Here is a 24,170-nt window from a genome sequence, read left to right on the forward strand (position 1 = left end):
CAATCCCTAAAGCATAGGATACATTGAGTATGCTTTGAGGAGGATTGAAGATGGACAGGGCAGTTATATTAGGTGCATATGAATTCGTTGGATTCAGTCTGTGTAAATATCTGCTTGATCAGGGCTGTGAGATAGATGGAATCCATATCAATAAAGGGGAGGAAGACCCTTATCTAAACGATAAGCGTTTAGAGATTGGACGAAATGCGAATTTCTATGAAATGAATTACTCTGAATGGCTGGAAACGCAAAAGGAAATAAAGGAAGATACAGTACTCTTTATTAATTTTTATGATTTCTATTTAAAGAATAATCTATCCGCATTAAGAGAGAATGAGCTTATAGAGAAATACCTTTTTAATAACATGAATGAATTGAAGAAATTCCATTCGAAAATTATGTTTCTATTCCCGCTACAGTGGCTGAAAGACATAAACCGGGCGCATAGCCGCTGTGAAACAGCGATTGAGCTTCTTAAGCAAAATAACATTGCGGTTCATTCTTTTTATCTGCCTGCAATTTACGGTCCCTGGCAGCCGGAGGAATTTATCTTTCACCAGGCTTTAGCTGATCGAAAAAGGGCAGAATTAAGTAACCGGGAATGGATTCATGATGCTATTTATATAGATGATCTCATTCATTCAATAATGGAGGAAACTGATAAAATTCAAGGAGGATCTTATTTATTAAAAAGCAGCCTCCCGGGACATTGGCAAAAATGCGCTGAATATCTGTCCCTTGAATATAACTTAAGTCACAGAAACGATGACTTGGAAAAAGGTAAAATAATAGACAAAACAGTGAAGAATTCAATGAAATATTCTGAGGGCCTGGAGCAGCAAAGGAGACACTTAAATGCTTTACTGAACAGGAATGAGTATTGATTAAGAAAAAAATCTTTCCAATTAACATATAGACAAGGTAGAATTAAATTAGTTTGGTAAAATAAACCGGACTTACCATCAGTATGAAGTGAAAGCCGAAAGGAGCTTTTACAGAGAGGCGGAGAAAAAGAAGATGCATAAGACATTAAAGAAATACGGGATCCTTCTTTTGTGCCTTCTTTTATTGGTCTCCTGTGGACAAGCAATATCCACAGGGAAACTTGAGAAAGCGGGATTATTAGTACCCGATACGGTGAACGATCAAGTATGGGGAACCAAAGGCTATAAAGGTATGTTAAAGATTCAATCCCAATATAATGTAGATGTCTATTATAAAGAAGGCATGAACTCCGAGATGGTTGTAGAAAGGGCCGTCAAAGAGTTTGACCAAAAAGGTGTAAATCTGATATTCGGCCATGGCAATGAATACGCGGAATACTTTAATAACATCTCTAAAAAATATCCACATATCCATTTTGTCAGCTTTAATGGCAATGCCAAAAATGAAAATACGACCAGCTTGAATTTTGAAGCCTATGCGATGGGCTTTTTCGGAGGTATGGTAGCAGGCCACGTAACCAAAACCGGAACCGTAGGCGTACTTGCGGCCTTTGAATGGCAGCCTGAAGTAGAAGGGTTTTATGAAGGTGCCAATTCTATTAATAATAAAAATGTTAATGTAGAAATCCAATATGTCGGCAACTGGGACAATGAAGAAAAAGCGATAAAACTGCTTGATAACCTCATTTTCAAAAACGCTGATGTTGTCTATCCTGCCGGTGATGGGTATAATGTTCCTGTTATCGAAAAACTAAAAGAAAAAGGACTGTATGCCATCGGGTTTATATCCGATCAGTCCGACCTGGGTGAATCGGTCGTGCTAACAAGCACAGTACAGCATGTCGACGTTTTGTATGAAGTAGTGGCAGAGAAATTCAACAAAGGCGAACTAAAGTCCGGCAACCTTTCCTTCGATTTTCAAGATGAAGTCATCTCACTAGGGAAATTCAGTCCTATTGTAGACGAAGACTTCAAAAAGGAATTAAATGCTGCCATTGAAGAGTACAAAAAGACAGGCAAACTGCCTGAAAAAAATCAGAACGATACATAGGAGGTAACAACAGATGCAGCCAAACGACAAAACGATGGAATTCATGCAAATCGCCATGAAACACATGCCTGAAGCCAAACAACAACTGGACGAAGCAGGCATCGAACTCTCCATGGAAATGATCCAGCCGTTCATGAATCTCTTCACCAAAGTCATGAACGAAGCCTATGAAATGGGCAAAGCAGACGCTCTGAAAGAAAATGAATAATTTGAGGAACCAGCCTGTGGGGGCTGGTTTTTTGTTGGGGGATTAAGGAGAAGGGTTAGTTGCTGAATCCGCGTGTTCCCAAGCTAAATTCGCGCGTAAAAGGAAGAAACCCGCGCACAAAAGGAGAGCAGCCGCGCGTAACCAGGCAATTGCCGCGCCCAAAGAAGGATCCCGCGCGCAACCAACTATAAAATCACGTACAAAAGAAACCCCTGCTTGCAAACTTGGTCTTATCATGATAAGAAAGCCAAGCAAAGAATGCAAAAAACTTGAAAAACTTCCATTCTCAAAAAGGATAAATTATTCGGTTTAACGAATTTTAAACGTGAAAGATATTCTTCCAGGAGGTATGCCATGATAATGAAACCAAGAACCAAGCCGCTAAGAATTTTGTAAAATGAAGCTTTACTGCGAAGGTTGCCGGATTACCATCGGAAAAGACAAGAAATCGAAACGGATTATAGGAATCGAATTGCGGGATATAATGGAGAGAAGCAGCTAGACTATTATTTAAGCCTTCTACCCAAGAATGAGTTTAGAATTTATAATGATCTTCGTCTTACCCTCCAAAACGCTTTTCAAATTGATTCCCTTATAATAACACCCTTTTTTGCAGCTATTATCGAAGTGAAAAATTACTCAGGTACTTTATATTTTGAACCACTTTCTGGTCAGCTTATCCAAATACACGGGCAGAAGGAAGAGGTAATACCTAACCCAATATCACAGGTGATGCGTCAGGTATCACAATTTCAGGAGTGTTACTAAAGGAAAGGCTTCCAGCCCTACCCATTGAACATTTTGTAGTTATAATAAACCCCTCCACCTATATAAAAACAGAGAAGGATAATAGTTATATTTTTAAAAGAGTAATCCATGCTGAAAAAATTGTTGATAGACTTATGGAAGCTAAATCGGCCTACAACAAACAAATAATGTGGCCAAACCAGCTTCAAACTCTAAATGAATTAATTTTTGCAAGAAATACACTCCTAGAAAACCGAATTCTCAGTGAATATGGGATAAGTGAAAAAGAGCTTTTTAAAAGGGGTGCAATGTCACTTCTGCAAATCTTTTACCCTTAAAATAAAAGATGGGATGTGGTGTTGTTCCAAATGTGCAAAGATTACAAGAACCGCCCATATTCAAGCAGTAACCGATTACTTTTTGCTGATCAACACGCAAATAACAAACAAGAATTGCCGGGACTTCTTAAACCTTAACTCCAGGCATACTGCTTATAGGATCCTAAAGTCTATGAATCTTACTTTTGCTGGACCTACAAAAACCAGATTTTACTTCAATCAAAATTCCTAACCTAAAAAGATGAAGAGTCTCCTCTTCATCCACCTTCAACCCTTCTTCTTCCAAAATTGTTCTAGGAACGGGCTTGCTTTTTTCAGAAGCGGCTTTAACTGGCTGGCTGAAGTCATTAGTGTGTCAATATTGTTCATAAGTTCCTCGTAGTTAATGTTGTTAAGTATATGGTTAACTTTGCCGTTTAAACTGTCATCTTCATGAGGGCGCTCTCTTCCGCCGAATAGCCAGTCATCATGCTGGGGCTTACTTCTTCTTTCAGGTTCTTTTTCTATATCTACTTCATCCTGCAGCTCTTCCTGGTGCCTTTTTCTTCTAAAATTGGGTCCAAACATAAATTGTGTAAACGGGTCCGCCTCTTTTTCATCTTCGTCTTTGTTTTTAAATTCCTCATCAAGCATATGCGATCTTCCTCCTTTCAGATGCCTATATCACAACATATGAAAGAAGCTTCTGGAGCGTATAGACATTTGTGGAGTAAATGGAGGGCAGCGTTTAAAAAGTGTTGCGTTTTTATATCTACCTTTGATAAAATTAGTACCAAGTCATAATAATTGATAATAATATATATTAAATATGCGATGAATGATTGTTGTATTGTAAACAATACGGGGATAACAGAAAGGGAGTGGGGCTCCATGAATGCAGGGATTATTGGGATTGGAAGATATCTGCCTGAAAAAGTGGTGACAAATGCTGACTTGGAAAAAATCGTAGATACTTCGGATGAATGGATTCGAACAAGGACTGGAATTGAAGAAAGAAGAATTGCGGATGATAACATTGATTCATCAGCCATGGCTTATGAATCAGCAATGAATGCCTTGGATAATGCGGGAATTGCAGCTGAGGATTTGGATATGATTCTGGTCGCAACGGTTACTCCGGATTACCCATTTCCTTCTGTTGCCTGTATGCTGCAAGAGCGTCTGGGAGCATCCAAGGCAGCAGCAATGGATGTCAGCGCTGCGTGTGCAGGATTCATGTATGGTATCATTACAGGTAAACAGTTTATTGAAACAGGAACCTATAAACATGTATTAGTAGTAGGTGTAGAAAAGTTATCAAAAATTACTGATTGGAATGACCGGAACACGGCTGTTTTATTTGGTGATGGAGCCGGCGCTGTTGTGCTTGGCCCTGTATCTGATGGAAGGGGCATCCTCTCGTTTGAACTGGGTGCCGATGGAACCGGAGCTAAGCATCTTTACCAGGATGAATATATCATCATGAACGGACGCGAGGTATTTAAATTTGCGGTCCGCCAGATGGGTGAAAGCTGTATTAACGTACTGGATAAAGCTGGGCTTTCAAAAGAGGATGTGGATTTTCTTATCCCTCACCAGGCAAATATCCGAATCATGGAAGCATCCAGGCAAAGGCTTGAACTCCCAGTTGAAAAGATGTCAAAAACCATTCATAAATACGGAAATACTTCAGCATCTTCAATTCCGATTGCGCTGGTTGAAGAGCTTGAGGCCGGTAAAATTAAAGACGATGATCTGCTTGTGATGGTTGGTTTTGGCGGAGGGTTAACATGGGGCGCCATTGCCATGCGCTGGGGAAAATAAACAGAGCAATATTAAATATTTATAAAACCATTTGATGATATTCTAAAAGGAGCTGCAATCACAATGGATAAGAGAAGAGTTGTCGTTACAGGCATTGGTGCTGTAACACCACTTGGAAATAATACAGAAACGACATGGACCAAAATTAAGTCAGGGGTATCCGGAGTAGGTCCTCTAACAAGATTAAATGCGGAGGAATATCCAGCCAAAGTGGCTGCAGAAGTAAAGGATTTCAGTCCTGAAGAGTACATGGACAAAAAAGATGCCAGAAAGATGGACCGGTTTACACATTATGCTGTTGCCTCTTCATTGATGGCAGTAAAAGATGCCAACCTTCAGATTACAGATGAAAACGCACATCGTATTGGTGTTTGGATCGGTTCCGGAATCGGGGGGATGGAAACCTTTGAAAACCAGTATGAAACGTTTTTAAAACGCGGATACAGAAGGGTTAGCCCGTTTTTTGTACCAATGATGATTCCGGATATGGCTACCGGCCAGGTCTCCATTTATCTTGGGGCAAAAGGATTTAACTCATGTACCGTTACGGCATGTGCAACAGGAACAAACTCGATTGGCGATGCTTTTAAGGTCATTCAACGGGGCGATGCTGATGCGATGATCACTGGCGGAGCAGAAGCGCCGATCACGAAAATGTCTGTGGCAGGATTCTGTGCCAATACGGCTCTATCCACTAATCCTGATCCGAAAACGGCCAGCCGTCCATTCGATCAAAATCGGGACGGATTTGTCATAGGTGAAGGAGCAGGTGTTGTCGTACTTGAGGAATTGGAACATGCACTTGCACGAGGTGCTAAAATCTATGCTGAAATTGTCGGATATGGAGCAACAGGAGATGCCTATCACATCACCGCTCCGGCACCAGGCGGAGAAGGCGGAGCGAGAGCGATGAAAATGGCGATTGAAGACGGCGGCTTAAATCCGGAGGATATCGACTATATTAATGCTCATGGAACGAGCACAGATTATAATGATAAATTTGAAACATTGGCGATTAAAGAGGTTTTTGGCGAGCATGCCTACAAATTGGCTGTAAGCTCGACTAAATCGATGACAGGCCACCTTCTTGGTGCAGCAGGCGGAATTGAAGCCATTTTTACAGTGCTGGCAATGAGAGAAGGCGTTTTGCCTCCTACGATTAACCTTGAAACACCTGATCCTGAATGTGACCTTGATTATGTGCCAAACAAGTCAAGAGAAAAAGAAATAAAGGCTGCGATGAGCAATTCATTAGGATTTGGCGGCCATAATGCAACGATTGTTTTTAAAAAATATGAGTAATTGAAGAGGCTGACTCAAAAAGTCGTTATATAACGACCTAATGAGTCAGCTTTTTATTTTGCGGGAATTTTTAGCCAGCTATATTGTATGCCTTTTTTATGTGTCCTCAAAGAACTAAAGTCCACTCATCTACATAAAATTGTAAGAGGATCATCAAAAGTTGGGGGTGGGAAAGTGGGATAGTCGAAACAGATAAATGGCTTGAAGAAAGCTTTAACAATCCGATTGAAATTTGTGAAAAGCTACTCAAATCCTTCAATGAAACGAATTCCCAAAAAATATATCAATACTTAATAAATTTCGGAATGTATAAGCCTGATCGCAGCAGCAGGAATACTTTCAGGGAATTAAAAGAAAAGGAAGCATGGTGCCTTGCTGAAAAAATATATTTAAAATATAAGCATAAATGGGCAGGGCCGGAAATTGATGTATACATTTTTCCGGCAGCAGCGGGAGGACTATTTTCAAGGAAGAACGGAAAATCAGGTGTATCATTTAAAAACATGTTTTTTCTATTTATAACCCCAGACGTAGATGAAAAGGAATTGGAGGCTATATTCGTTCATGAATACCACCATTCCTGCCGGATTAATAGCCAGAAAAAAAGTTTGGAAGATTATACTTTGCTGGATTCCATTATCCTGGAAGGCTTGGCTGAGCATTCTGTTGAAATGAATGTCGGTAAGCAGTACAGGGGGAAATGGTGCACATTATATTCGAAAGAAGAAATAAGACATTGGTGGGAAAAAATACTCAAGGATCATTTAAAGGTGAAAAAGGAGGAAAGGCTTCATCAGAAGTTATTATACGGTGAAAAGCCCTATCCGCAATTGCTGGGATATGCAGCGGGATATGAAATTATTAGAGAGTTTAGAGAGAAAAAAAGTTTTTCTACAAAACTATCTTTTATTGCGCCGTCCGAATATTTTGTAAAACCAACTAAATTTAAACTGGATATATAAACGCTTTAAAGCCCTAAAGTAGGGCTTTTTTAAAGGTTAGAAAAATGAATCTTAGCAAATTTTAAAAAAATCTTGCAATTGTAATAACTTTGTAATAATATTTTAGACAAATAGAACGAATTAACAGAATAATTCGAAAAGGTAAGAGGTGTCCCATGAGCGCTAAATCCCATTTACATAATGACACACCTTTGCTAGAGGTGAAGAATTTAGAAACGGCTTTTTCTATAGATGGTACATATTACAACGCTGTTGATAACGTTTCCTTTAGGGTTAAGCCTAGGCAAATAGTCGGAATCGTAGGGGAGTCCGGCTGCGGTAAATCTGTAATGAGTCTTTCAGTCATGCAGCTTCTGCCGAAAGGAATAGGAAAAATCCGCAACGGAGAAATTTTATTCGATGGTGTCCACTTGGAGAATATGACAGATTCAGAGATTAATAAGATTAGGGGAAAGGATATCGCGATGATATTCCAGGAGCCTATGACTTCATTAAACCCGGTATTTTCTATCGGCTTTCAATTGCAGGAAGTATTATTCAACCATATGAAAATATCAAAAAAAGAAGCTCGCCTTAAAAGTATTGCACTCTTAAAAAGTGTCGGAATTTCAAGGCCGGAAAAGATAGTTGATGAATATCCGCACCAGCTTTCAGGCGGTATGAGACAAAGGGTTATGATTGCCATTGCGATTGCGTGCCAGCCAAAGCTGCTGATTGCCGATGAACCGACAACAGCACTGGATGTAACGGTACAAGCCCAAATTCTGGAGCTTCTGAAAGAGATCCAGGAAGTCAATGATATGTCAGTTATTTTAATAACTCACGACCTGGGTGTTGTCGCGGAGATGTGCGATGAAGTAATCGTTATGTATGCAGGAAAAATTGCGGAGCGGACAGATGTCGATTCTTTATTCCATAATCCGAAACATCCTTATACACAGCTCTTAATGGGAGCCATTCCAAAAATGGATGAAGAAGTTGAAACACTCAGCACGATCAAAGGAATTGTGCCTTCATTGAAAAATATGCCTAAAACAGGGTGCAAATTTGCGGCGCGCTGCCCGAAGGCAATGCCAGAATGCTTAACCATTACACCTCAATTGGCAGAAAATGAAGAAGGACATGAGGTTGCCTGTCTCCTTTATGAGACAAGCCGCCCGAAAACAGAGGTGAACGCATAATGAATACAGAACATAAAAATACTGCTGTGTTAAAAAAGGATAAAAGCAACAATGAAATGCTTCTTGAGGTTAAAAACCTTAAAACGTACTATCCGATAAAAGGTGGAATACTTAGAAGAACAGTGGCAGTTGTCAAGGCGGTTGATGATGTTTCTTTTGAAATAAGAAAAGGGGAAACACTGGGGCTTGTAGGTGAATCAGGCTGCGGAAAATCAACAGCCGGCAGAACGATCCTCAGACTGCTCGAGCCAACTGAAGGGCAAATCATTTTTGACGGGCAGGATATAACGAATGTCAGAGGAACAAGCTTACGGAAAATCCGCCAGGACTTCCAAATGGTTTTCCAGGATCCTTATGCATCCTTAAATCCTATGATGATGGTTGGGCATCTGGTGTCTGAGCCGATCAGAAATTATAACAATAAATCTGAAAAAGAACTGAAGCCTGAAGTATTGGATCTTCTTGCAAAAGTTGGACTTCCTGAAGATGCATATTATAAATATCCACATGAATTCTCCGGCGGACAAAGGCAGCGTATCGGGATTGCCAGGGCACTGGCTTTAAGGCCTAAATTGATTATTGCAGATGAACCAGTTTCAGCCCTGGATGTATCTGTTCAGTCGCAGGTTTTGAATCTATTAAAAGAGCTACAGGATGAATTTGATCTTACTTTTTTGTTTATTGCCCATGATTTGAGCGTTGTTAAACATATGAGTGACCGGATTGGTGTCATGTACTTGGGCGGTCTGGTGGAAGTGGCGGATAAAGACAGCATTTATGCAGAACCTCTCCACCCGTATACTCAAGCACTTATTTCTGCTATCCCTGAACCGGATCCGCGCAAAAAGAAAGAAAGAATCATTTTAGAGGGGGATGTTCCGAGCCCGATCGATCCTCCAAAAGGATGCACATTCCATCCGCGCTGTGCGCATGCAATGCCGGAGTGCCAGAGTGTAAAACCGGAATTAAGGGAGGTGAAGCCTGGGCATAGAGTCGCTTGTCACTTATATAAATAATGCTTTGTCAAAAAATATTTTTCGGGGGGAAAACAATGAAGAAATCAGCATTTTGGCTTCTTTCAGTACTTCTGATCATGTCTGTATTCCTAGCAGCATGTTCTGGCGAGAAAGCTAATACTGAAAAAGAGCCTAAAGACGGTACGGATGGAGAAACAAAAACAGAAGCAACAGAAGGCGGAACAGTAACTTTCGGTTACACACAGCCATTTAAAGGCGTATTCTCTTATGCCTACTATGAAGGGGAAGATGATGCAAATGCCCTTCAGTTCATGCATGAGGGTTTAGTAGCTACAAATGACGAGTTACAGCCTGAGCCAAACCTGGCTGAATGGGAACTTTCAGAAGACAAAACAAAATTAACTTTCAAGCTTAAGCAAGGTGTTAAGTGGCATGATGGCGAAGAATTAACAGCTGAAGATATGGAATACGCCTGGTACTTAATTGCTGATCCAATTTACGAGGGACCTCGTTTTGCTAACGTAGCAATGATCAAAGGTGCTCAAGAATACAAAGATGGAAAAGCTGACACTATCGAAGGTATTAAAGTAATCGATGACTACACAATAGAAGTAACAGTAACAGAACCATCTGTTAACTTATTAGACAACATCTGGTCTTATCCTGAACCAAAGCATTATTACGGTGATATTTCTTCTAAAGAACTTCCAGATGCTGACCAAGTTCGTAAAAACCCAATCGGTGTTGGACCATTCAAGATTAAGAATATCGTACCAGGTGAAATGGTGGAATTTGAGCGTTTTGATGATTACTGGCAAGGCAAACCACAATTAGATGGTGTCGTTTACAAAATCATTGATGGATCTCTTGCACAAGGTTTAGTGCAAAACGGAGAAATCGATGTTATTGAAGCTCCAAAAGATCAGTGGGAAGCTATTAAAGCTCTTGATAATGTAAATCCGGTAGAAGCAGATGCAATGTCTTACAGCTATATTGGTTTCGACTGGGGTCACTATGACACTAAAAAAGGTGTAGTGGTTTCTGATAACCAGAAGTTCCAAAATAAAAACCTTCGCCATGCAATGGCACATGCTATTGACCGTCAAGCATTCATTGATGGTTTTGCAAACGGCTTAGGAAAACCTTTAAATACTCCATTCCCATCAGTATCTTGGGCTAAAATTGATGATTCTGAAATCAATCAATATGAGTATGATGTAGAAAAAGCAAAGAGCTTACTTGACGAAGCAGGATATGTTGATAAGGACGGCGACGGCTTCCGTGAAGATCCAGAAGGAAATCCATTCACAATTAACTTTGATGCAATGGCTGGAGCAGAAACTTCAGAAGCACGTGCTCAATTCATTCTTCAATCATGGCAGGAAATTGGCTTAAACGCTAAGCTTAACGGCGGTTCATTAAAAGACTTTAACCTATTCTATGACACTATTGAAGCAGATGATCCATCTGTTGAAACATTCATGGGCGCATGGGGACTTGCTGCAGATCCGGATCCAGCTGGAATCTGGTTATCTACTGATAAGTGGAACATGTGGAGATGGTACAGCGAAAAGTCTGATGAGCTAATCAAGAAGGGTGTAACATTCCCTGAAGACTCAAGCAAAGATGTAACTGAACACCGTCAGGAAATCTATAACGAATGGCAAAAGCTTGTTAACGAAGAATTGCCAATCATCTTCTTTGAACAGCGTATTGATCCATGGGCTATCAACAAGCGTGTTGGTGGAGTTAAAGTAACTCCATTTGGAACAGATGAGTTCCATAAGTGGCACATTGTAGAGTAATTGGATAAAAGGAAACTGCATCATTGGGGGATCTTCCCCCAATGATTGCTAGTTTAACCAACGAATAAATTTTTGTTTGGTAAGGGGAATGGAAAATGCTACAGTACACAATTCGACGACTAATAGGTATGATTCCAATAATTTTCCTTATCTCAGTAGTAGTATTTTCTTTGGCGAAGTTAATGCCTGGAGATGCACTATCTGGAAAAATTGACCCTTTAAACTCTGATCCGGAATATATCGAAGAAATGCGGGATAAGATGGGATTAAATGATCCTATACCTGTACAGTATGTCCGCTGGATGAGTGGAGTGGTCCAAGGAGATTTTGGAGATTCATTTGTTCATAAGCGCCCGGTTATGGAATTAATCGGAGACCGTTTGCCGAACACAATAATTTTGGGAATAGCAGCTCTTTTAATAACTTATTTATTGGCTTTTCTAATGGGAAGATATTCTGGGCGTTTTGCCTATAGCGTTGGAGATTATTTAATATCAGCATTTAACTATCTTGCACTTGCTATACCTAGCTTTGTTGCAGCTTTAGTTGCGATTTATGTATTTGCCATTAACCTCGGTTGGGTTCCGGCCAGCGGAAGTATTGGCAGCGGGGTAGAGCCAGGAACACTGGATTACTACTTAAGTAAAGCAAAACATACAGTATTGCCAGCTCTTGTATTGGGCGCCATGGCTACAGCCGCCTATACACAATTCTTAAGAAATGATATGATCGAAAGCTCTCGCAAAGATTATGTTCGTACTGCAAGAGCTAAAGGTACGAAGGAATCTGCGATTTATAATAAGCACATTCTAAGAAACTCAATCATACCTATCGTTACTTTGCTTGGATTCGATATTGCTAATCTTTTTGGAGGGGCAATCATTACCGAAACCATTTTCACATACCCTGGCATCGGCTATTTATTCGTAGAGTCAGTTAACGCACGTGATTATTCTGTTATGATGGCCATTGCCATGATGTTGACCATTTTAACGCTAATTGGAAATCTAATTGCAGATTTACTATACGGTTTAGTAGATCCGCGTATTCGTTTAAGTTAGGTAGGTGAGAGTATGGAACCTTCAATTTCACAGCAAACTTCGCCTGGTTTAGTAGAACCTGTTAAACCGCCGAAGAGTCAATCACCATGGGCTCTCGCCCGCCGTAAGTTTTTGCGCAATAAAATAGCAATGGTTAGTTTGGTCTTTTTGCTGATTGTCTGTGCAATGTCCATATTGGCTGAGCCGCTAACTATGCCGGTTGAGGAAACAGCTAAGATTAATTTAACGCAAATGAGTAAAGAGCCGTCTGCTGAGCATTATTTCGGTACTGATAAGTCAGGACGAGATGTATTTGCCCGTACTTTACACGGCGGTAAAACTTCACTATTACTTGCATTTTCAATCACGATCTCAGTTATTACAATTGGTACTCTTGTAGGTGCCACTGCGGGATATTTTGGCGGTTGGGTCGATAATGCCCTAATGAGATTCACAGACTTTATGATGAACTTTCCGTTTCTTCTATTTGTTATTGTGTTAAAATCAATTTTTATCGAATCAAGTACAGGTACTCTTATATTTGTAATCAGTGTACTCAGCTGGACCGGTACTGCCCGTCTGGTGCGAAGCAAGGTTATGGCTGAGAAAGAAAATGAATATATTATGAGTGCAGTCTCTATCGGCTGTTCAGCACCTAAAACAATCTTTAAGCATTTGCTCCCAAACGTAATGTCGACTATTATTGTACAAGCAACGATTACATTGGCAGCAATGATTGTTGCTGAGACAGGACTAAGCTTCTTGGGGTTCGGTGTTCCAATCAACATTCCTACCTGGGGTAATATGCTTCAGGAGGCCAGAAGCCCTGATGTTTTAACTAGCAAATGGTGGATCTGGATTCCGCCGGCAGCCGTTTTAACTTTCACTATTCTTTCCATTAACTTTATAGGTGAAGGGTTAAAGGATGCCTTCAACCCTAAATCAAACCGTTAATAAAAGCAAAAAAACGCCATAGTGTGGCGTTTCAGACTGTGGACAAACTCGATGAAAATCGGATTTGCCTACAGTCTTTTTTAGTCCGTCTGTGAAATGGGTCTGTTGATTTCCGTTCCAGGTGCTCAGCGAACGCGGGCGGCCCGGGGAGCCTCCTCGTCACTCCGTTCCAGCGGGGTCTCCCCTGACCCTTGCTCCCGCAGGAGTCTTCGCACATTCCACTCCAATCAAAAACGCCATAGTGTGGCGTTTTTTTTGTTGTATAAATGCTTTCTAAACCTGATAACTGTCTAGTTCCAAGAAGTAAGGCTTCGTTAGAATAAAAATCGGTCCCCCAAGTGGGGGAGGCCAAATCGTTTCTGCTTTTCGGATAGCTTGTACATAACCGATCAAGTTCTTTCATATATATGTTTAAAAAGGACAAGGCAAGGAGTGGGTTCATGGCAGCTTTAATACAATTTAGGGCTCACAGCACAGTGATACGGTATGCTATTTAGAGCGTTTTTGCTATTGACTGGTTTCGGAATTGCGGTCTCAGGCGGTGTCAGCGTTATAGCGTATTTGAATTTGCTTGCTACGGGACATGCCTTTAAGGAATATTTGTTTTTTATTACTTCCCGGCCAGAATGTTATCTGCTTCCGGCAGGCATGTTAATCATTTGGATAAGTATATACTTTCCTTTTGACAGTAATAAAAGATAAAAAAATGGATTCTGAATGTAATTAAGGAATAAATTTACTGCTGACTGCCCATACTGAGTGACAAACAGTTTGTTGAAGTGGGGGTTTAAAAATGTTATATCTTCATGATGTTTGGGTGAACTGGTTTGAAGGGGAAGAAAATGGATATAATGTATGCCATTTTCACGAATGGAGAAAAGATGATGGCGTTGAATTGCTAGACCAGGTACCGTTATTAAAGATTGACCCGATTTTGTTTAATTACATTGAAAATGATCTTTCAGAGCTACCACAACAACTGCTTGATGACATCTATCAAAAGGCTTATTTAAGGAAAAATCATGAGAGAATCCAATTGGAATACTGCTTTGTTGTATCAGATGGGACAGGCATCCTGGCTGTGGACACAATAGGTTATAACATTCCAATCAGAAAGAGCAGGCTGATTCCTCGCCAGGAACAGCTTGCTTACGAAATGCTGGATAATCAAGATGCGAAAACCTACTCATTTAATGACCAAACAGCACTAAAGGATTTTCATATTCTTTCACCATCACCTGATCTTATGATGGGGCTTACCAGGAAAGAAAGGCAACTGAAACAATTGCTTTTTATGGCCCTTGATCAGCTGCATTCCTCAAAGAATGATGCTGAAGTCCGCTACTGGTACACCGAATGGAGTCCGGAAAGGTATTCCAAAATCCAGTCATTGAATTTTGAAGAAGCATGGTATGAACTGTACGAGGAAAGCAAATATGGCTGGTCAAGCAAGCATGAGCAATTTTGTGAGAATTTGATTAAAGGGCAGCCGTTTTTTGAAAAGTTATGGGAAATGGAGCATGGTCCAAAGGTGAATTAGAGATTTCCAATAATAAAAAAACAGCCAAATGGCTGTTTTTTATTTTCTTTTCCGGCCTAGTCCCATGGCATTTTCCATTTTCCCAATCATTTTATTTGCGACTTTACGTGCTTTTTCAGCTCCCTGATCAAGGACATCATCAAGTTCTTGAGATTCCATTAGCTCATAATATTTATCCTGGATTGGCTTAATCGTATGAATAACAACTTCTGCCAGGCCAGCTTTGAACTCGCCATAGCCCTTGCCTTCGTATTCATTTTCGATTTCCGCTACCGGTTTACCCGAAAGAATGGAGTATATTGAAAGAAGATTGGAAACTCCCGGCTTATTTTCCTTGTCATACTTAACGATTCCTTCTGAATCAGTAACTGCGCTTTTAATTTTCTTTTCGATTTGTTTAGGGTCATCCAATAGTGAAATAAATGACTTTTTATTTGGGTCCGATTTGCTCATTTTCTTTAACGGATCCTGAAGCGACATAACCCGGGCGCCAACTTTAGCGATTCTCACATTAGGAATTGTAAAGATATCATTGTATTTCTTATTGAATCTTTCTGCTAAATCACGCGTCAATTCCAAGTGCTGTTTTTGGTCTTCTCCTACAGGCACTAAATCAGTATTGTATAAAAGGATATCAGCAGCCATAAGTGGCGGATAAGTAAGTAATCCCGCAGAGACCGCATCCTTTCCTTCAGACTTATCCTTGAACTGAGTCATGCGTTCCAGTTCCCCGATATAAGAAACGCATTGCATCATCCAGCCAGCCTGGGCATGTGCAGGAACCTCTGATTGGATGAATAATGTGGATTTTTCTGGATCAATCCCCACTGCCAAGTAGAGGGCAGCAAGGCTGCGGATGTTCTTTCGTAATTCAAGTCTGTCTTGGGGAACTGTTATCGCATGCTGGTCAACAATGCAAAAATAACAATTGTATTCATTTTGCAATTCAACAAATTGCTTCATGGCACCAATGTAATTTCCGAGGGTAATCGTCCCGCTCGGCTGGATGCCGGAAAAGATGGTTTTCATGTTTTTCCTCCTTTATTCGGCTGAAAAAAGCACTTTTAACAAGCTGTAAAATGTAGGATATATTGCAAGCATTTACATATTATGCTTAAAATAAGCATAAAAAAGACCATTCATCCCTAAAAAAATAGGGACGAATGGTCCGCGTTGCCACCCTAATTACTCAATATGAGTCACTCTGTCCTATGCATATTTTATGCATAGATCCTCGATAACGAGAGGATACGCCTGAAAAATTCAGAAGGCTCAAAAGTCCATTCGATTTACCGGGTTTCCTGTTTTCACCAGCCACAGGCTCTCTACCAACCCTAAATAAATGTACTACTCTTTTTTCATTGCCGATTTCTAATAAATTTTATTGTTATTATATAATAAAATATACTATTGATATACAAAAATCAAGTAAATAACTGGGAGTAAGACGAGTATGACAACTGCCTTTCCGGGAAAGGGGATTGGGAAAAATAGGATTATTTTCACTATTAATAATCTATAAAGTGATAAATTTTAAATTTTTTTTAAAATCTTAAAAATCTTAATTTATAAGAGGTTAAACAAAAAATATAATGCTAGATTGTTTTGAAGCAGTTAAAAGCTACTTGCAATAAGTTTTTAAACTATTTATAATAAACGTAACAAACATATTCTTTACGATTTTGTTACATTTTAAAACAAAACTATATAACTCCGGATAGCGAGAGTATGGTACATAATGAGTAAGTTTATAGCTTACATATTAAAGATTCATTTCTTTTAGGCTGAATTGTCAGAATAAAGGAATAATCTATCTTTAAGAGAATATAAACTTGCTTTTTTTGTTGCCTTCTAAATAGTCTGCAAATTTTTGCAAATTGAATTAACAGACTATTTAAGCAATATATCTGGGGCGTACAGTTGTGTTTTAAAATAGGGTTATCCCGTAAAGGTACTGTTTGAGGAAATTATATAGGGGGTTAAAACCGTGAACAAAAGATTATCGATCTTTTTTAGCATGCTGCTAGTGCTAAGCATGTTCCTTGCTGCGTGCAACGGCGGAGGAGACAATGCTGGCGGCGGCGACAAAGGCGGCGACGAAGGCGGAAAGTCTGATGTACCGCAGGAATTAAGAGTAAATATCAATACTGAACCACCATCTTTACACCCAGGATTAGCTGAGGATTCCACATCCGGAACTGTTCTTCGTCAGGTTCTTGAAGGCTTAACTCGTATCAACCAAGATGGTAAGCCTGAAAATGCAATGGCTGAAGATGTTCAGGTTTCTGAGGATGGAAAGACTTACACTTTCAAAATCCGTGATGCAAAATGGTCAAATGGAGATCCTGTAACTGCTCAAGACTTTGCAACTGCTTGGAAATGGGCTTTGGATCCTGCCAATAACTCAACATATGCTTATCAGCTTTACTACATCGAAGGTGCTGAAGCAGCTAACACTGGTGAAGGTTCACTGGATGATGTAGGTGTTACAGCAGTCGATGACAAAACTCTTGAAGTTAAATTAGTAAACCCAACACCATATTTCTTGGAATTAACAGCATTCTACACTTATCTACCATTTAACAGCAAAGTTGCTGAAGCTAACCCAGAATGGGCAACAGATGCTGGTGATAATTTCACAACTAACGGACCTTTCCATATGACTGAATGGTCTCATAGTGACAAAATTGTCCTTGAGAAGAGTGAAACATACTGGGATGCAGAAACAGTTAAGCTAGACAAGATCGAAATGATCATGATCAATGATCCAAACACTGAATTATCAATGTTTGACAACGGCGAATTAGATTGGGCAGGTGCTCCAACAGGTGCACTTCCAACTGATGCTATGCAGGCTCTTAAAGATGAAGGCCGCCTAGTAACTCAACCTATCGCAGGTATCTACAATTACAAGTTCAATACAACTGCTGAGCCTTTCAACAATGTAAATATCCGTAAAGCATTTGCACATGCAATCAACCGTCAGGAGCTTATTGATAACATCCTTCAGGGTGAACAGCTTCCAGCAATGGCAATTGTTCCTCCATCAATGTTTGAAGAAAACGAGAAGGGTTATTTCCCTGACAATGATGTAGAAAAGGCTAAAGAATTTTTACAAAAAGGTTTAGAAGAGCTTGGATATAAAGATGCTTCTGAACTTCCAGCTGTAACGCTATCTTACAACACTTCTGAAGCACATCAAAAGATTGCCCAGGCAATCCAGGATATGTGGAAACAAAATCTTGGTGTTGAAGTAACTCTTGATAACTCAGAGTGGAATGTATACCTTGATAAAGTAAATCAAATGGATTACCAAGTTGCACGTATGGGCTGGTTAGGTGACTTTAACGATGCAATCAACTTCTTAGAAATGTATCGTGACGCTGACGGCGGAAACAATAATACTGGATGGGAAAGCAAAGAGTTCCAGGATCTGCTTGCTAAATCGGCAACAGAAACTGACGCTGATGCTCGCCAGCAATTATTGAAAGATGCAGAAGCAATCTTCATGGAAGAGATGCCTGTAGCACCTATCTATTTCTACACAAACAACTGGGTACAAGCTGAGAACTTAAAAGATGTGGCTGTATCTGGCCTTGGTGATGTTCAGTACAAATGGGCTTACTTTGAATAAGAATAGCTAACTTGACGAAAGGTATATGGGATATTAAATCCCATATACCTTCGTTTCTGATTAAGGCATTGTAATAATTTGGAGGTGTTTGACAATGGCGAAATATATTGGAAAGCGCTTACTGTATATGATCCTATCCTTGTGGATGATCGTATCAGCAACGTTTTTCTTCATGCGCATTGCACCCGGAAACCCATTTGCATCAGAGAAAAAACTTCCTCCCGAAATTGAAGCTAACCTGAATGCCCACTTTGGCTTAGACAAGCCATGGTATGCACAATATTGGGAGTATCTAGTTAGAATTGTAAATTGGGATTTCGGCCCATCATTTAAATATAAAAGCCAAACGGTTAATGATTTAATAAATGAAGGTTTCCCGGTATCATTCCTACTGGGGATGGAAGCAATTTTTATCGCGGTGGCACTTGGAGTTCTCTTAGGAATCATTGCAGCGTTAAAACATAATAGATGGCCTGACTATACAGCGATGATTATTGCAGTTCTTGGTATTTCTGTGCCTTCCTTTATCATGGCATCTTTCCTGCAGTATTTCCTCGCTATTAAAATGGGGATTTTCCCTGTAGCACGTTGGGAATCATTCATGCATACTATTCTCCCAGCCTTGGCACTTGCTTCAACACCGATGGCATTCATTGCCCGTTTAACACGCTCAAGCATGCTTGAGGTTTTGGCAAATGATTATATTAAAACAGCAAAATCAAAAGGACTAAGCAGTGGAGTAATTACAATAAAGCATACAATCCGTAATGCACTATTACCAGTTGTAACATATATGGGGCCGTTGACTGCCGGCATTTTGACAGGAAGCTTTGTAATTGAAAGGATCTTTGGTATTCCTGGGTTAGGTGCACACTTTGTAACAAGTATTAACAACCGTGACTATACGGTAATTATGGGTGTAACAGTTTTCTACAGTATTCTGTTGCTTGTATCTATTCTCCTTGTTGACATTGCATACGGAATCATCGACCCACGCATAAAACTTGCTGGCGGGAAGAAAGGAGAGTAATTATGCAGATTTCGAAAGATAAGTTTAAGTTAGTCGGTACACAGCTAAGCGAAGCTGAAAAAATTTCAAAACCAAGTCTTTCATTTTGGAAAGATGTTTTTATCCGATTTCGAAAAAACAAGCTCGCTTTATTTGGGTTAGTTTTACTTGGATTACTAATCTTCATGGCGATCTTTGGACCATATATGACTCCATATGATTACGCTTCAAATGATCTGAGCAATAAGAATCAGCCTCCTTCTTCTGAACATTGGTTTGGTACAGACGACCTCGGACGTGATGTGTTTGCACGTACATGGGAGGGTGCAAGAATATCAATCTTTATCGGTGTTGCTGCAGCGTTGATTGATTTGATTATCGGTGTAATCTGGGGCGGAATCGCCGGATATAAAGGCGGGCGTACTGATGAATTTATGATGCGTTTTGCCGATATTCTTTACGGTGTTCCTTATCTTCTATTAGTTATTTTGTTAATGGTTGTTCTTGGACAGGGTTTAACTACTATGATCATAGCGATGTCTATCACAGGCTGGATCAACATGTCACGTATTGTCCGTGGACAGGTATTATCACTAAAGAGTCAGGAATATGTTCTGGCAGCGAAAACGCTTGGTGCCAATACTAATAGAATTATGAGCAAACATCTAATTCCAAACTCTATGGGACCGATTCTAGTTACCATGACATTAACTGTCCCTTCTGCAATATTTACTGAAGCATTCTTAAGCTTTCTGGGGCTTGGATTGACTCCACCGCTTGCCAGCTGGGGTACAATGGCCAATGACGGCCTTCCAGCGATGCGTTACTATCCATGGCGTTTATTCTTCCCTGCTACGTTTATCTGTCTAACAATCTTCGCTTTCAACGTAGTTGGTGACGGATTACGTGATGCTCTAGATCCTAGAATGCGCAAATAAAGGAGTGAGAATATGGAAAAATTACTTGAAGTCAAAAATTTAGAAGTCTCATTCCAAACATATGGAGGTACAGTAAAAGCAGTCCGCGGTGTCAGCTTTGACCTTCATAAGGGAGAGACGCTTGCCATCGTTGGTGAATCAGGGTCAGGTAAAAGTGTTACGTCCCAGTCAATTATGAAGCTAATACCCATGCCGCCAGGCCAAATTTCCGGAGGCCAGATTTTATTAAACGGTGACGATATAGTACCTAAAACCGAAAAACAAATGGAAAAAATCCGTGGAAAAGAAATCAGTATGATATTCCAGGATCCTATGACATCCCTAAACCCGACAATGAAAATAGGGAACCAGATAACGGAAGGCTTAATAAAGCACCAAAATATGTCCAAGCAGGATGCAAAGAATAGAGCGATTGAACTTCTTCGCTTAGTAGGTATTCCGATGCCTGAAAAAAGAGTAAACCAATATCCTCATGAATTCTCAGGCGGTATGAGACAGCGTGCCATGATTGCGATTGCTCTTGCTGCTAATCCAAAGCTTTTAATTGCCGATGAGCCGACAACAGCACTTGATGTTACAATCCAGGCACAAATTCTTGAGCTAATGAAGGATCTCCAGAGCAAAATGGATACATCCATCATTTTTATCACCCATGATCTTGGAGTGGTAGCCAATGTTGCAGATAGAGTAGCTGTAATGTACGCCGGACAAATTGTTGAGATGGGTACTGTAGATGAAATATTCTATGACCCGCGCCATCCATATACATGGGGTCTTCTTGCTTCCATGCCAAGTGTGGATAGTGATGATTCAGCTGAATTAGCTGCCATACCTGGTACTCCTCCGGATTTAACAAATCCTCCAAAAGGAGACGCGTTTGCAGCAAGAAATAGCTATGCGCTTGCAATTGACTTTGAAGAAGAACCGCCAATGTTCCAGATTTCAGAAACTCACTTTGCAAAAACATGGCTTCTTCATCCGGATGCTCCAAAGGTTGAGCCGCCTGAAGCTGTAAAGAAACGTATGCGCCAATTATCCTCCACATTTGAAAAGCCAGTATTAGTGAAGGAGGGTAAATAATCATGGCAGAAAAATTACTTGAAATTAAAAACTTGAAACAACACTTTAATGTTGGACGCCCGAATATGGTAAAAGCAGTTGATGGCATTACTTTTGATATCTACAGAGGTGAAACTCTTGGCCTTGTAGGTGAATCAGGCTGCGGAAAATCAACAACTGGACGTACCATCATCAGATTATATGATGCAACTGATGGCCAGGTTCTCTTTGAAGGTGAAGATGTACATGGCAAAAAGTCTGCAAAAGAACTAAAAAAGTTTAATCGTAAAATGCAGATGATCTTCCAGGATCCTTACGCATCTTTAAACCCTCGTATGACTGTTGCTGACATCATTGCTGAGGGCATTGATATTCATGGTCTGGCTAAAGATAAGAAAGCACGCATGGAGAGAGTCTATGAGCTTTTAGAAACGGTTGGTCTAAACAAAGAGCACGCTAACCGTTATCCTCATGAATTCTCTGGCGGACAAAGACAGCGTATCGGTATTGCACGTGCGCTAGCTGTTGATCCGGATTTTATCATTGCTGATGAACCAATTTCAGCCTTGGACGTTTCTATTCAGGCCCAGGTAGTAAACTTGATGAAGAAGCTTCAGCGAGAAAAAGGATTAACTTACTTGTTTATCGCACATGATTTGTCAATGGTTAAGTATATCAGTGACAGAATTGGGGTTATGTACTTTGGTAAGCTGGTAGAATTAGCACCAGCAGATGATCTGTATAACAATCCAATGCACCCATATACTCAATCGCTATTATCAGCGATTCCGCTGCCGGATCCTGAAACGGAACGGACACGCAGAAGAAAATCCTATGCCCCTTCTGTACACAATTATGCTGAAGGTGAACAACTGGAAATGCGTGAAATTACACCAGGACATTTTGTTTATTGTTCAGAAAAAGAGTACCAGCAATTAAAAGCTCAATACGCCAAATAACAAAAAACGATCTCATTTTGAGATCGTTTTTTTACATCCTGGTAAAGTTATAATTGATAAACTTAATGCCTAATCCTTTCCATTATAAAAAGGATATCCAAGATGTAAAAAAGATCTGAAACATTTAAAGAGTGAAAAGATGACTTTAACACTTTTATTCGTTAATGTATTTTGCTTTAGTTTATAATACAACATTTTGAACAATATTACTATTAGAATTTTCGATTAATTATATTTTTCCGTCAAATTGTTTAATTAAACATCTAAAGTATTTAATTATTTTGATAAAAAAGGTTTAAAGTTTAAGAGGAAAAGATACATATAAGAAAGAGGATACAAGTTTTTAAGAATCATCATAGCATAGGTTTTGAAATAACTTTATAATAAAAGTAACGTTAAGGACGTCTGCAAGGAAGAGGGGGCATAACATTTGAAAAAAGCAAAGAAGATAACTGCATCCTTGTTGGTTATGGCAGGTATTTCATTTTCGGCAGGAACTAGTGAAGCAAAAGAACTAGAAAACCTGGATATAGGGAAACAGCCTCAAAGAGAGCATATTTCGCTAGTGAAGGAACTGCCTGAACAGATTAGCCGTTTTCAATTTGATTCCGGCTATGCCTTTCAATATCCAGATGCTGTAAGAGGGGTTTACGTAACAGGACATTCTGCAGGAGGAGAAAGGTTTAATAAGCTTACCAGTTTAATGGATGAAACGGAATTAAATGCTGTGGTAATAGATATTAAGGATGATTGGGGCAATCTTACTTTTATCCCGGAAGAAAACTCCCCTTACAGTGACATAGGGAAGCCTTACATAAAAGATACGGAGAAGGTCCTGAAAACGATGGAAGAAAAGCAAATTTACCCGATCGCAAGGGTGGTTGTTTTTAAAGATTCTGTGCTTGCCAATAAGAAGCCGGAGTTGACATTTAAAGAAGGAAATAAGGTATGGAAAAATGGCAGAGGCGAGTCGTTTGTCAATCCATTCTTAAAAGAGGTCTGGGATTATAATGTAGGAATAGCTATCGAAGCTGCTAAAATGGGTTTCCAGGAAATACAGTTTGACTATGTCCGTTTCCCGGAAGGATTTGAACACAGGGATACATCATTGACATATGGTCTGGGAGAATATAAAGATTTGGAAATGGAAAATGTTCAGAAACGCGTTAAGGCTGTTACAGATTTTGTTGCCTATGCAAAGGAACAATTGGAACCATATGGAGTCAAGGTGTCTGTTGACATCTTTGGCTATACAGCAACCTTGCCGGAAGCTCCGGGAATTGGGCAAAATTTCTCGAAGATCTCTGAACACGTAGATGTAATTTCCTCCATGATTTATCCAAGCCATTGGACATCTTACTTTGGAATAGCTAAACCTGATCTGGAACCTTATAAACTGGTTGCAGAATATGCAAAGCTAGAGAAAAAGAAGTTGGGTGAGCTGGAAAACCCGCCTATATCCAGGCCATGGCTTCAGGATTTTACAGCCTCTTACTTGGGTGCAGGAAACTACAAGAATTATGGAAAGGCCGAAGTCGAAGCCCAGATTAAGGCTTTAAACGAACAAGGGATAAATGAATTCTTGTTATGGAATGCAGGTAATACGTATACGCAAAACGTTGATTATACACCATAGAAAAAGAGGCTGAAGTTATCAGCCTCTTTTTCTATATACAGTTTGATCTTTAAATATAATAAAGTCCTGGTTCGGTCACCTAA

23 protein-coding genes and 1 other annotated feature are annotated in these 24,170 nt (G+C 39.9%); of the genes, 21 read left to right on the forward strand and 2 right to left on the reverse strand.

Annotation, left to right across the window (positions count from 1 at the left end; all coding sequences use genetic code 11):
• Window positions 1-50 precede the first annotated feature (50 nt).
• From IQ19_RS23940 to IQ19_RS28740, 5 genes are all read left to right on the forward strand, one after another.
• Entirely contained in the window at window positions 51-884 is an 834-nt protein-coding gene (locus tag IQ19_RS23940; protein ID WP_144545829.1) for a Rossmann-fold NAD(P)-binding domain-containing protein, read from the forward strand.
• A gap of 133 nt (window positions 885-1,017) precedes the next feature.
• Entirely contained in the window at window positions 1,018-1,995 is a 978-nt protein-coding gene (locus IQ19_RS23945) for a BMP family ABC transporter substrate-binding protein (protein ID WP_144545831.1), read from the forward strand.
• 13 nt (window positions 1,996-2,008) lie between these two features.
• Entirely contained in the window at window positions 2,009-2,203 is a 195-nt protein-coding gene (locus tag IQ19_RS23950; protein ID WP_144545833.1) for a ComZ family protein, read from the forward strand.
• Between the two features lie 417 nt (window positions 2,204-2,620).
• Complete coding sequence (locus IQ19_RS28735) at window positions 2,621-2,971, forward strand: nuclease-related domain-containing protein (RefSeq protein WP_242021111.1); 351 nt, start codon at window positions 2,621-2,623, stop codon at window positions 2,969-2,971.
• On the forward strand, window positions 2,962-3,288 hold the full coding sequence (locus IQ19_RS28740; protein WP_242021113.1) for a hypothetical protein: 327 nt from the start codon (window positions 2,962-2,964) through the stop codon (window positions 3,286-3,288). Before IQ19_RS28735 ends, IQ19_RS28740 begins: the two co-directional genes overlap by 10 nt.
• Before the next feature lie 267 nt (window positions 3,289-3,555).
• On the opposite strand, the gene IQ19_RS23960 is transcribed toward IQ19_RS28740, so the two are convergent.
• Complete coding sequence (locus IQ19_RS23960) at window positions 3,556-3,921, reverse strand: hypothetical protein (RefSeq protein WP_144545835.1); 366 nt, start codon at window positions 3,919-3,921, stop codon at window positions 3,556-3,558.
• 237 nt (window positions 3,922-4,158) lie between these two features.
• Between IQ19_RS23960 and IQ19_RS23965 the strand changes: the two genes are divergently transcribed.
• The 10 genes from IQ19_RS23965 (at window position 4,159) to IQ19_RS24010 (ending at window position 14,852) form a co-directional block, all read left to right on the forward strand.
• Entirely contained in the window at window positions 4,159-5,091 is a 933-nt protein-coding gene (locus tag IQ19_RS23965) for a beta-ketoacyl-ACP synthase III (protein ID WP_144545837.1), read from the forward strand.
• A 63-nt stretch (window positions 5,092-5,154) separates the two neighbouring features.
• A complete protein-coding gene (gene fabF, locus IQ19_RS23970; protein WP_144545839.1) occupies window positions 5,155-6,393 on the forward strand; it encodes a beta-ketoacyl-ACP synthase II in 1,239 nt (412 codons plus the stop codon).
• A 305-nt stretch (window positions 6,394-6,698) separates the two neighbouring features.
• Window positions 6,699-7,355 carry a DUF2268 domain-containing putative Zn-dependent protease gene (locus tag IQ19_RS23975; protein WP_144545841.1) on the forward strand — a complete coding sequence of 219 codons (657 nt, stop codon included), beginning with the start codon at window positions 6,699-6,701 and terminating at the stop codon, window positions 7,353-7,355.
• Window positions 7,356-7,510: 155 nt separating this feature from the next.
• Entirely contained in the window at window positions 7,511-8,536 is a 1,026-nt protein-coding gene (locus IQ19_RS23980) for an ABC transporter ATP-binding protein (RefSeq protein WP_144545843.1), read from the forward strand.
• Entirely contained in the window at window positions 8,536-9,552 is a 1,017-nt protein-coding gene (locus IQ19_RS23985; protein WP_199749545.1) for an ABC transporter ATP-binding protein, read from the forward strand. The genes IQ19_RS23980 and IQ19_RS23985 overlap by 1 nt, the downstream gene beginning before the upstream one ends.
• 35 nt (window positions 9,553-9,587) lie before the next feature.
• Entirely contained in the window at window positions 9,588-11,318 is a 1,731-nt protein-coding gene (gene opp4A / locus IQ19_RS23990) for an oligopeptide ABC transporter substrate-binding protein (protein ID WP_144545847.1), read from the forward strand.
• 95 nt (window positions 11,319-11,413) lie between these two features.
• Window positions 11,414-12,379, forward strand: a complete 966-nt coding sequence (gene opp4B / locus IQ19_RS23995; RefSeq protein ID WP_144545849.1) for an oligopeptide ABC transporter permease — start codon at window positions 11,414-11,416, stop codon at window positions 12,377-12,379.
• A gap of 12 nt (window positions 12,380-12,391) precedes the next feature.
• Window positions 12,392-13,312: an oligopeptide ABC transporter permease gene (gene opp4C / locus IQ19_RS24000; protein WP_144545850.1), complete on the forward strand. Its 921-nt coding sequence runs from the start codon at window positions 12,392-12,394 to the stop codon at window positions 13,310-13,312.
• Between the two features lie 486 nt (window positions 13,313-13,798).
• Entirely contained in the window at window positions 13,799-14,014 is a 216-nt protein-coding gene (locus tag IQ19_RS29450; RefSeq protein ID WP_144545852.1) for a YuzI family membrane protein, read from the forward strand.
• A gap of 91 nt (window positions 14,015-14,105) precedes the next feature.
• The gene (locus IQ19_RS24010) at window positions 14,106-14,852 is read left to right on the forward strand and encodes a YjbA family protein (protein ID WP_144545854.1); all 747 of its coding nucleotides are present in this window, start codon (window positions 14,106-14,108) and stop codon (window positions 14,850-14,852) included.
• A 39-nt stretch (window positions 14,853-14,891) separates the two neighbouring features.
• Here the strand turns inward: IQ19_RS24010 and trpS are convergent, their stop codons facing one another.
• The gene (trpS, locus tag IQ19_RS24015) at window positions 14,892-15,881 is read right to left on the reverse strand and encodes a tryptophan--tRNA ligase (protein WP_144545856.1); all 990 of its coding nucleotides are present in this window, start codon (window positions 15,879-15,881) and stop codon (window positions 14,892-14,894) included.
• A 123-nt stretch (window positions 15,882-16,004) separates the two neighbouring features.
• Window positions 16,005-16,223 (reverse strand) — a binding site (T-box leader).
• A gap of 616 nt (window positions 16,224-16,839) precedes the next feature.
• Between trpS and IQ19_RS24020 the strand changes: the two genes are divergently transcribed.
• From IQ19_RS24020 to IQ19_RS24045, 6 genes are all read left to right on the forward strand, one after another.
• On the forward strand, window positions 16,840-18,486 hold the full coding sequence (locus IQ19_RS24020; protein ID WP_144545858.1) for a peptide ABC transporter substrate-binding protein: 1,647 nt from the start codon (window positions 16,840-16,842) through the stop codon (window positions 18,484-18,486).
• Window positions 18,487-18,580: 94 nt separating this feature from the next.
• Entirely contained in the window at window positions 18,581-19,516 is a 936-nt protein-coding gene (locus IQ19_RS24025) for an ABC transporter permease (RefSeq protein ID WP_144545860.1), read from the forward strand.
• On the forward strand, window positions 19,516-20,433 hold the full coding sequence (locus tag IQ19_RS24030; RefSeq protein ID WP_394137198.1) for an ABC transporter permease: 918 nt from the start codon (window positions 19,516-19,518) through the stop codon (window positions 20,431-20,433). The genes IQ19_RS24025 and IQ19_RS24030 overlap by 1 nt, the downstream gene beginning before the upstream one ends.
• Before the next feature lie 12 nt (window positions 20,434-20,445).
• Window positions 20,446-21,513 (forward strand): ABC transporter ATP-binding protein, encoded by a 1,068-nt coding sequence (locus tag IQ19_RS24035; protein WP_144545864.1) that lies wholly within the window; start codon window positions 20,446-20,448, stop codon window positions 21,511-21,513.
• A 2-nt stretch (window positions 21,514-21,515) separates the two neighbouring features.
• On the forward strand, window positions 21,516-22,451 hold the full coding sequence (locus IQ19_RS24040; protein ID WP_144545866.1) for an ABC transporter ATP-binding protein: 936 nt from the start codon (window positions 21,516-21,518) through the stop codon (window positions 22,449-22,451).
• A 469-nt stretch (window positions 22,452-22,920) separates the two neighbouring features.
• Window positions 22,921-24,087 (forward strand): putative glycoside hydrolase, encoded by a 1,167-nt coding sequence (locus IQ19_RS24045; RefSeq protein WP_199749546.1) that lies wholly within the window; start codon window positions 22,921-22,923, stop codon window positions 24,085-24,087.
• Window positions 24,088-24,170 lie beyond the last annotated feature (83 nt).

This window comes from Cytobacillus oceanisediminis (assembly GCF_007830235.1).
In the GTDB taxonomy this organism is placed as follows: Bacteria; Bacillota; Bacilli; order Bacillales; family Cytobacillaceae; genus Cytobacillus; species Cytobacillus oceanisediminis.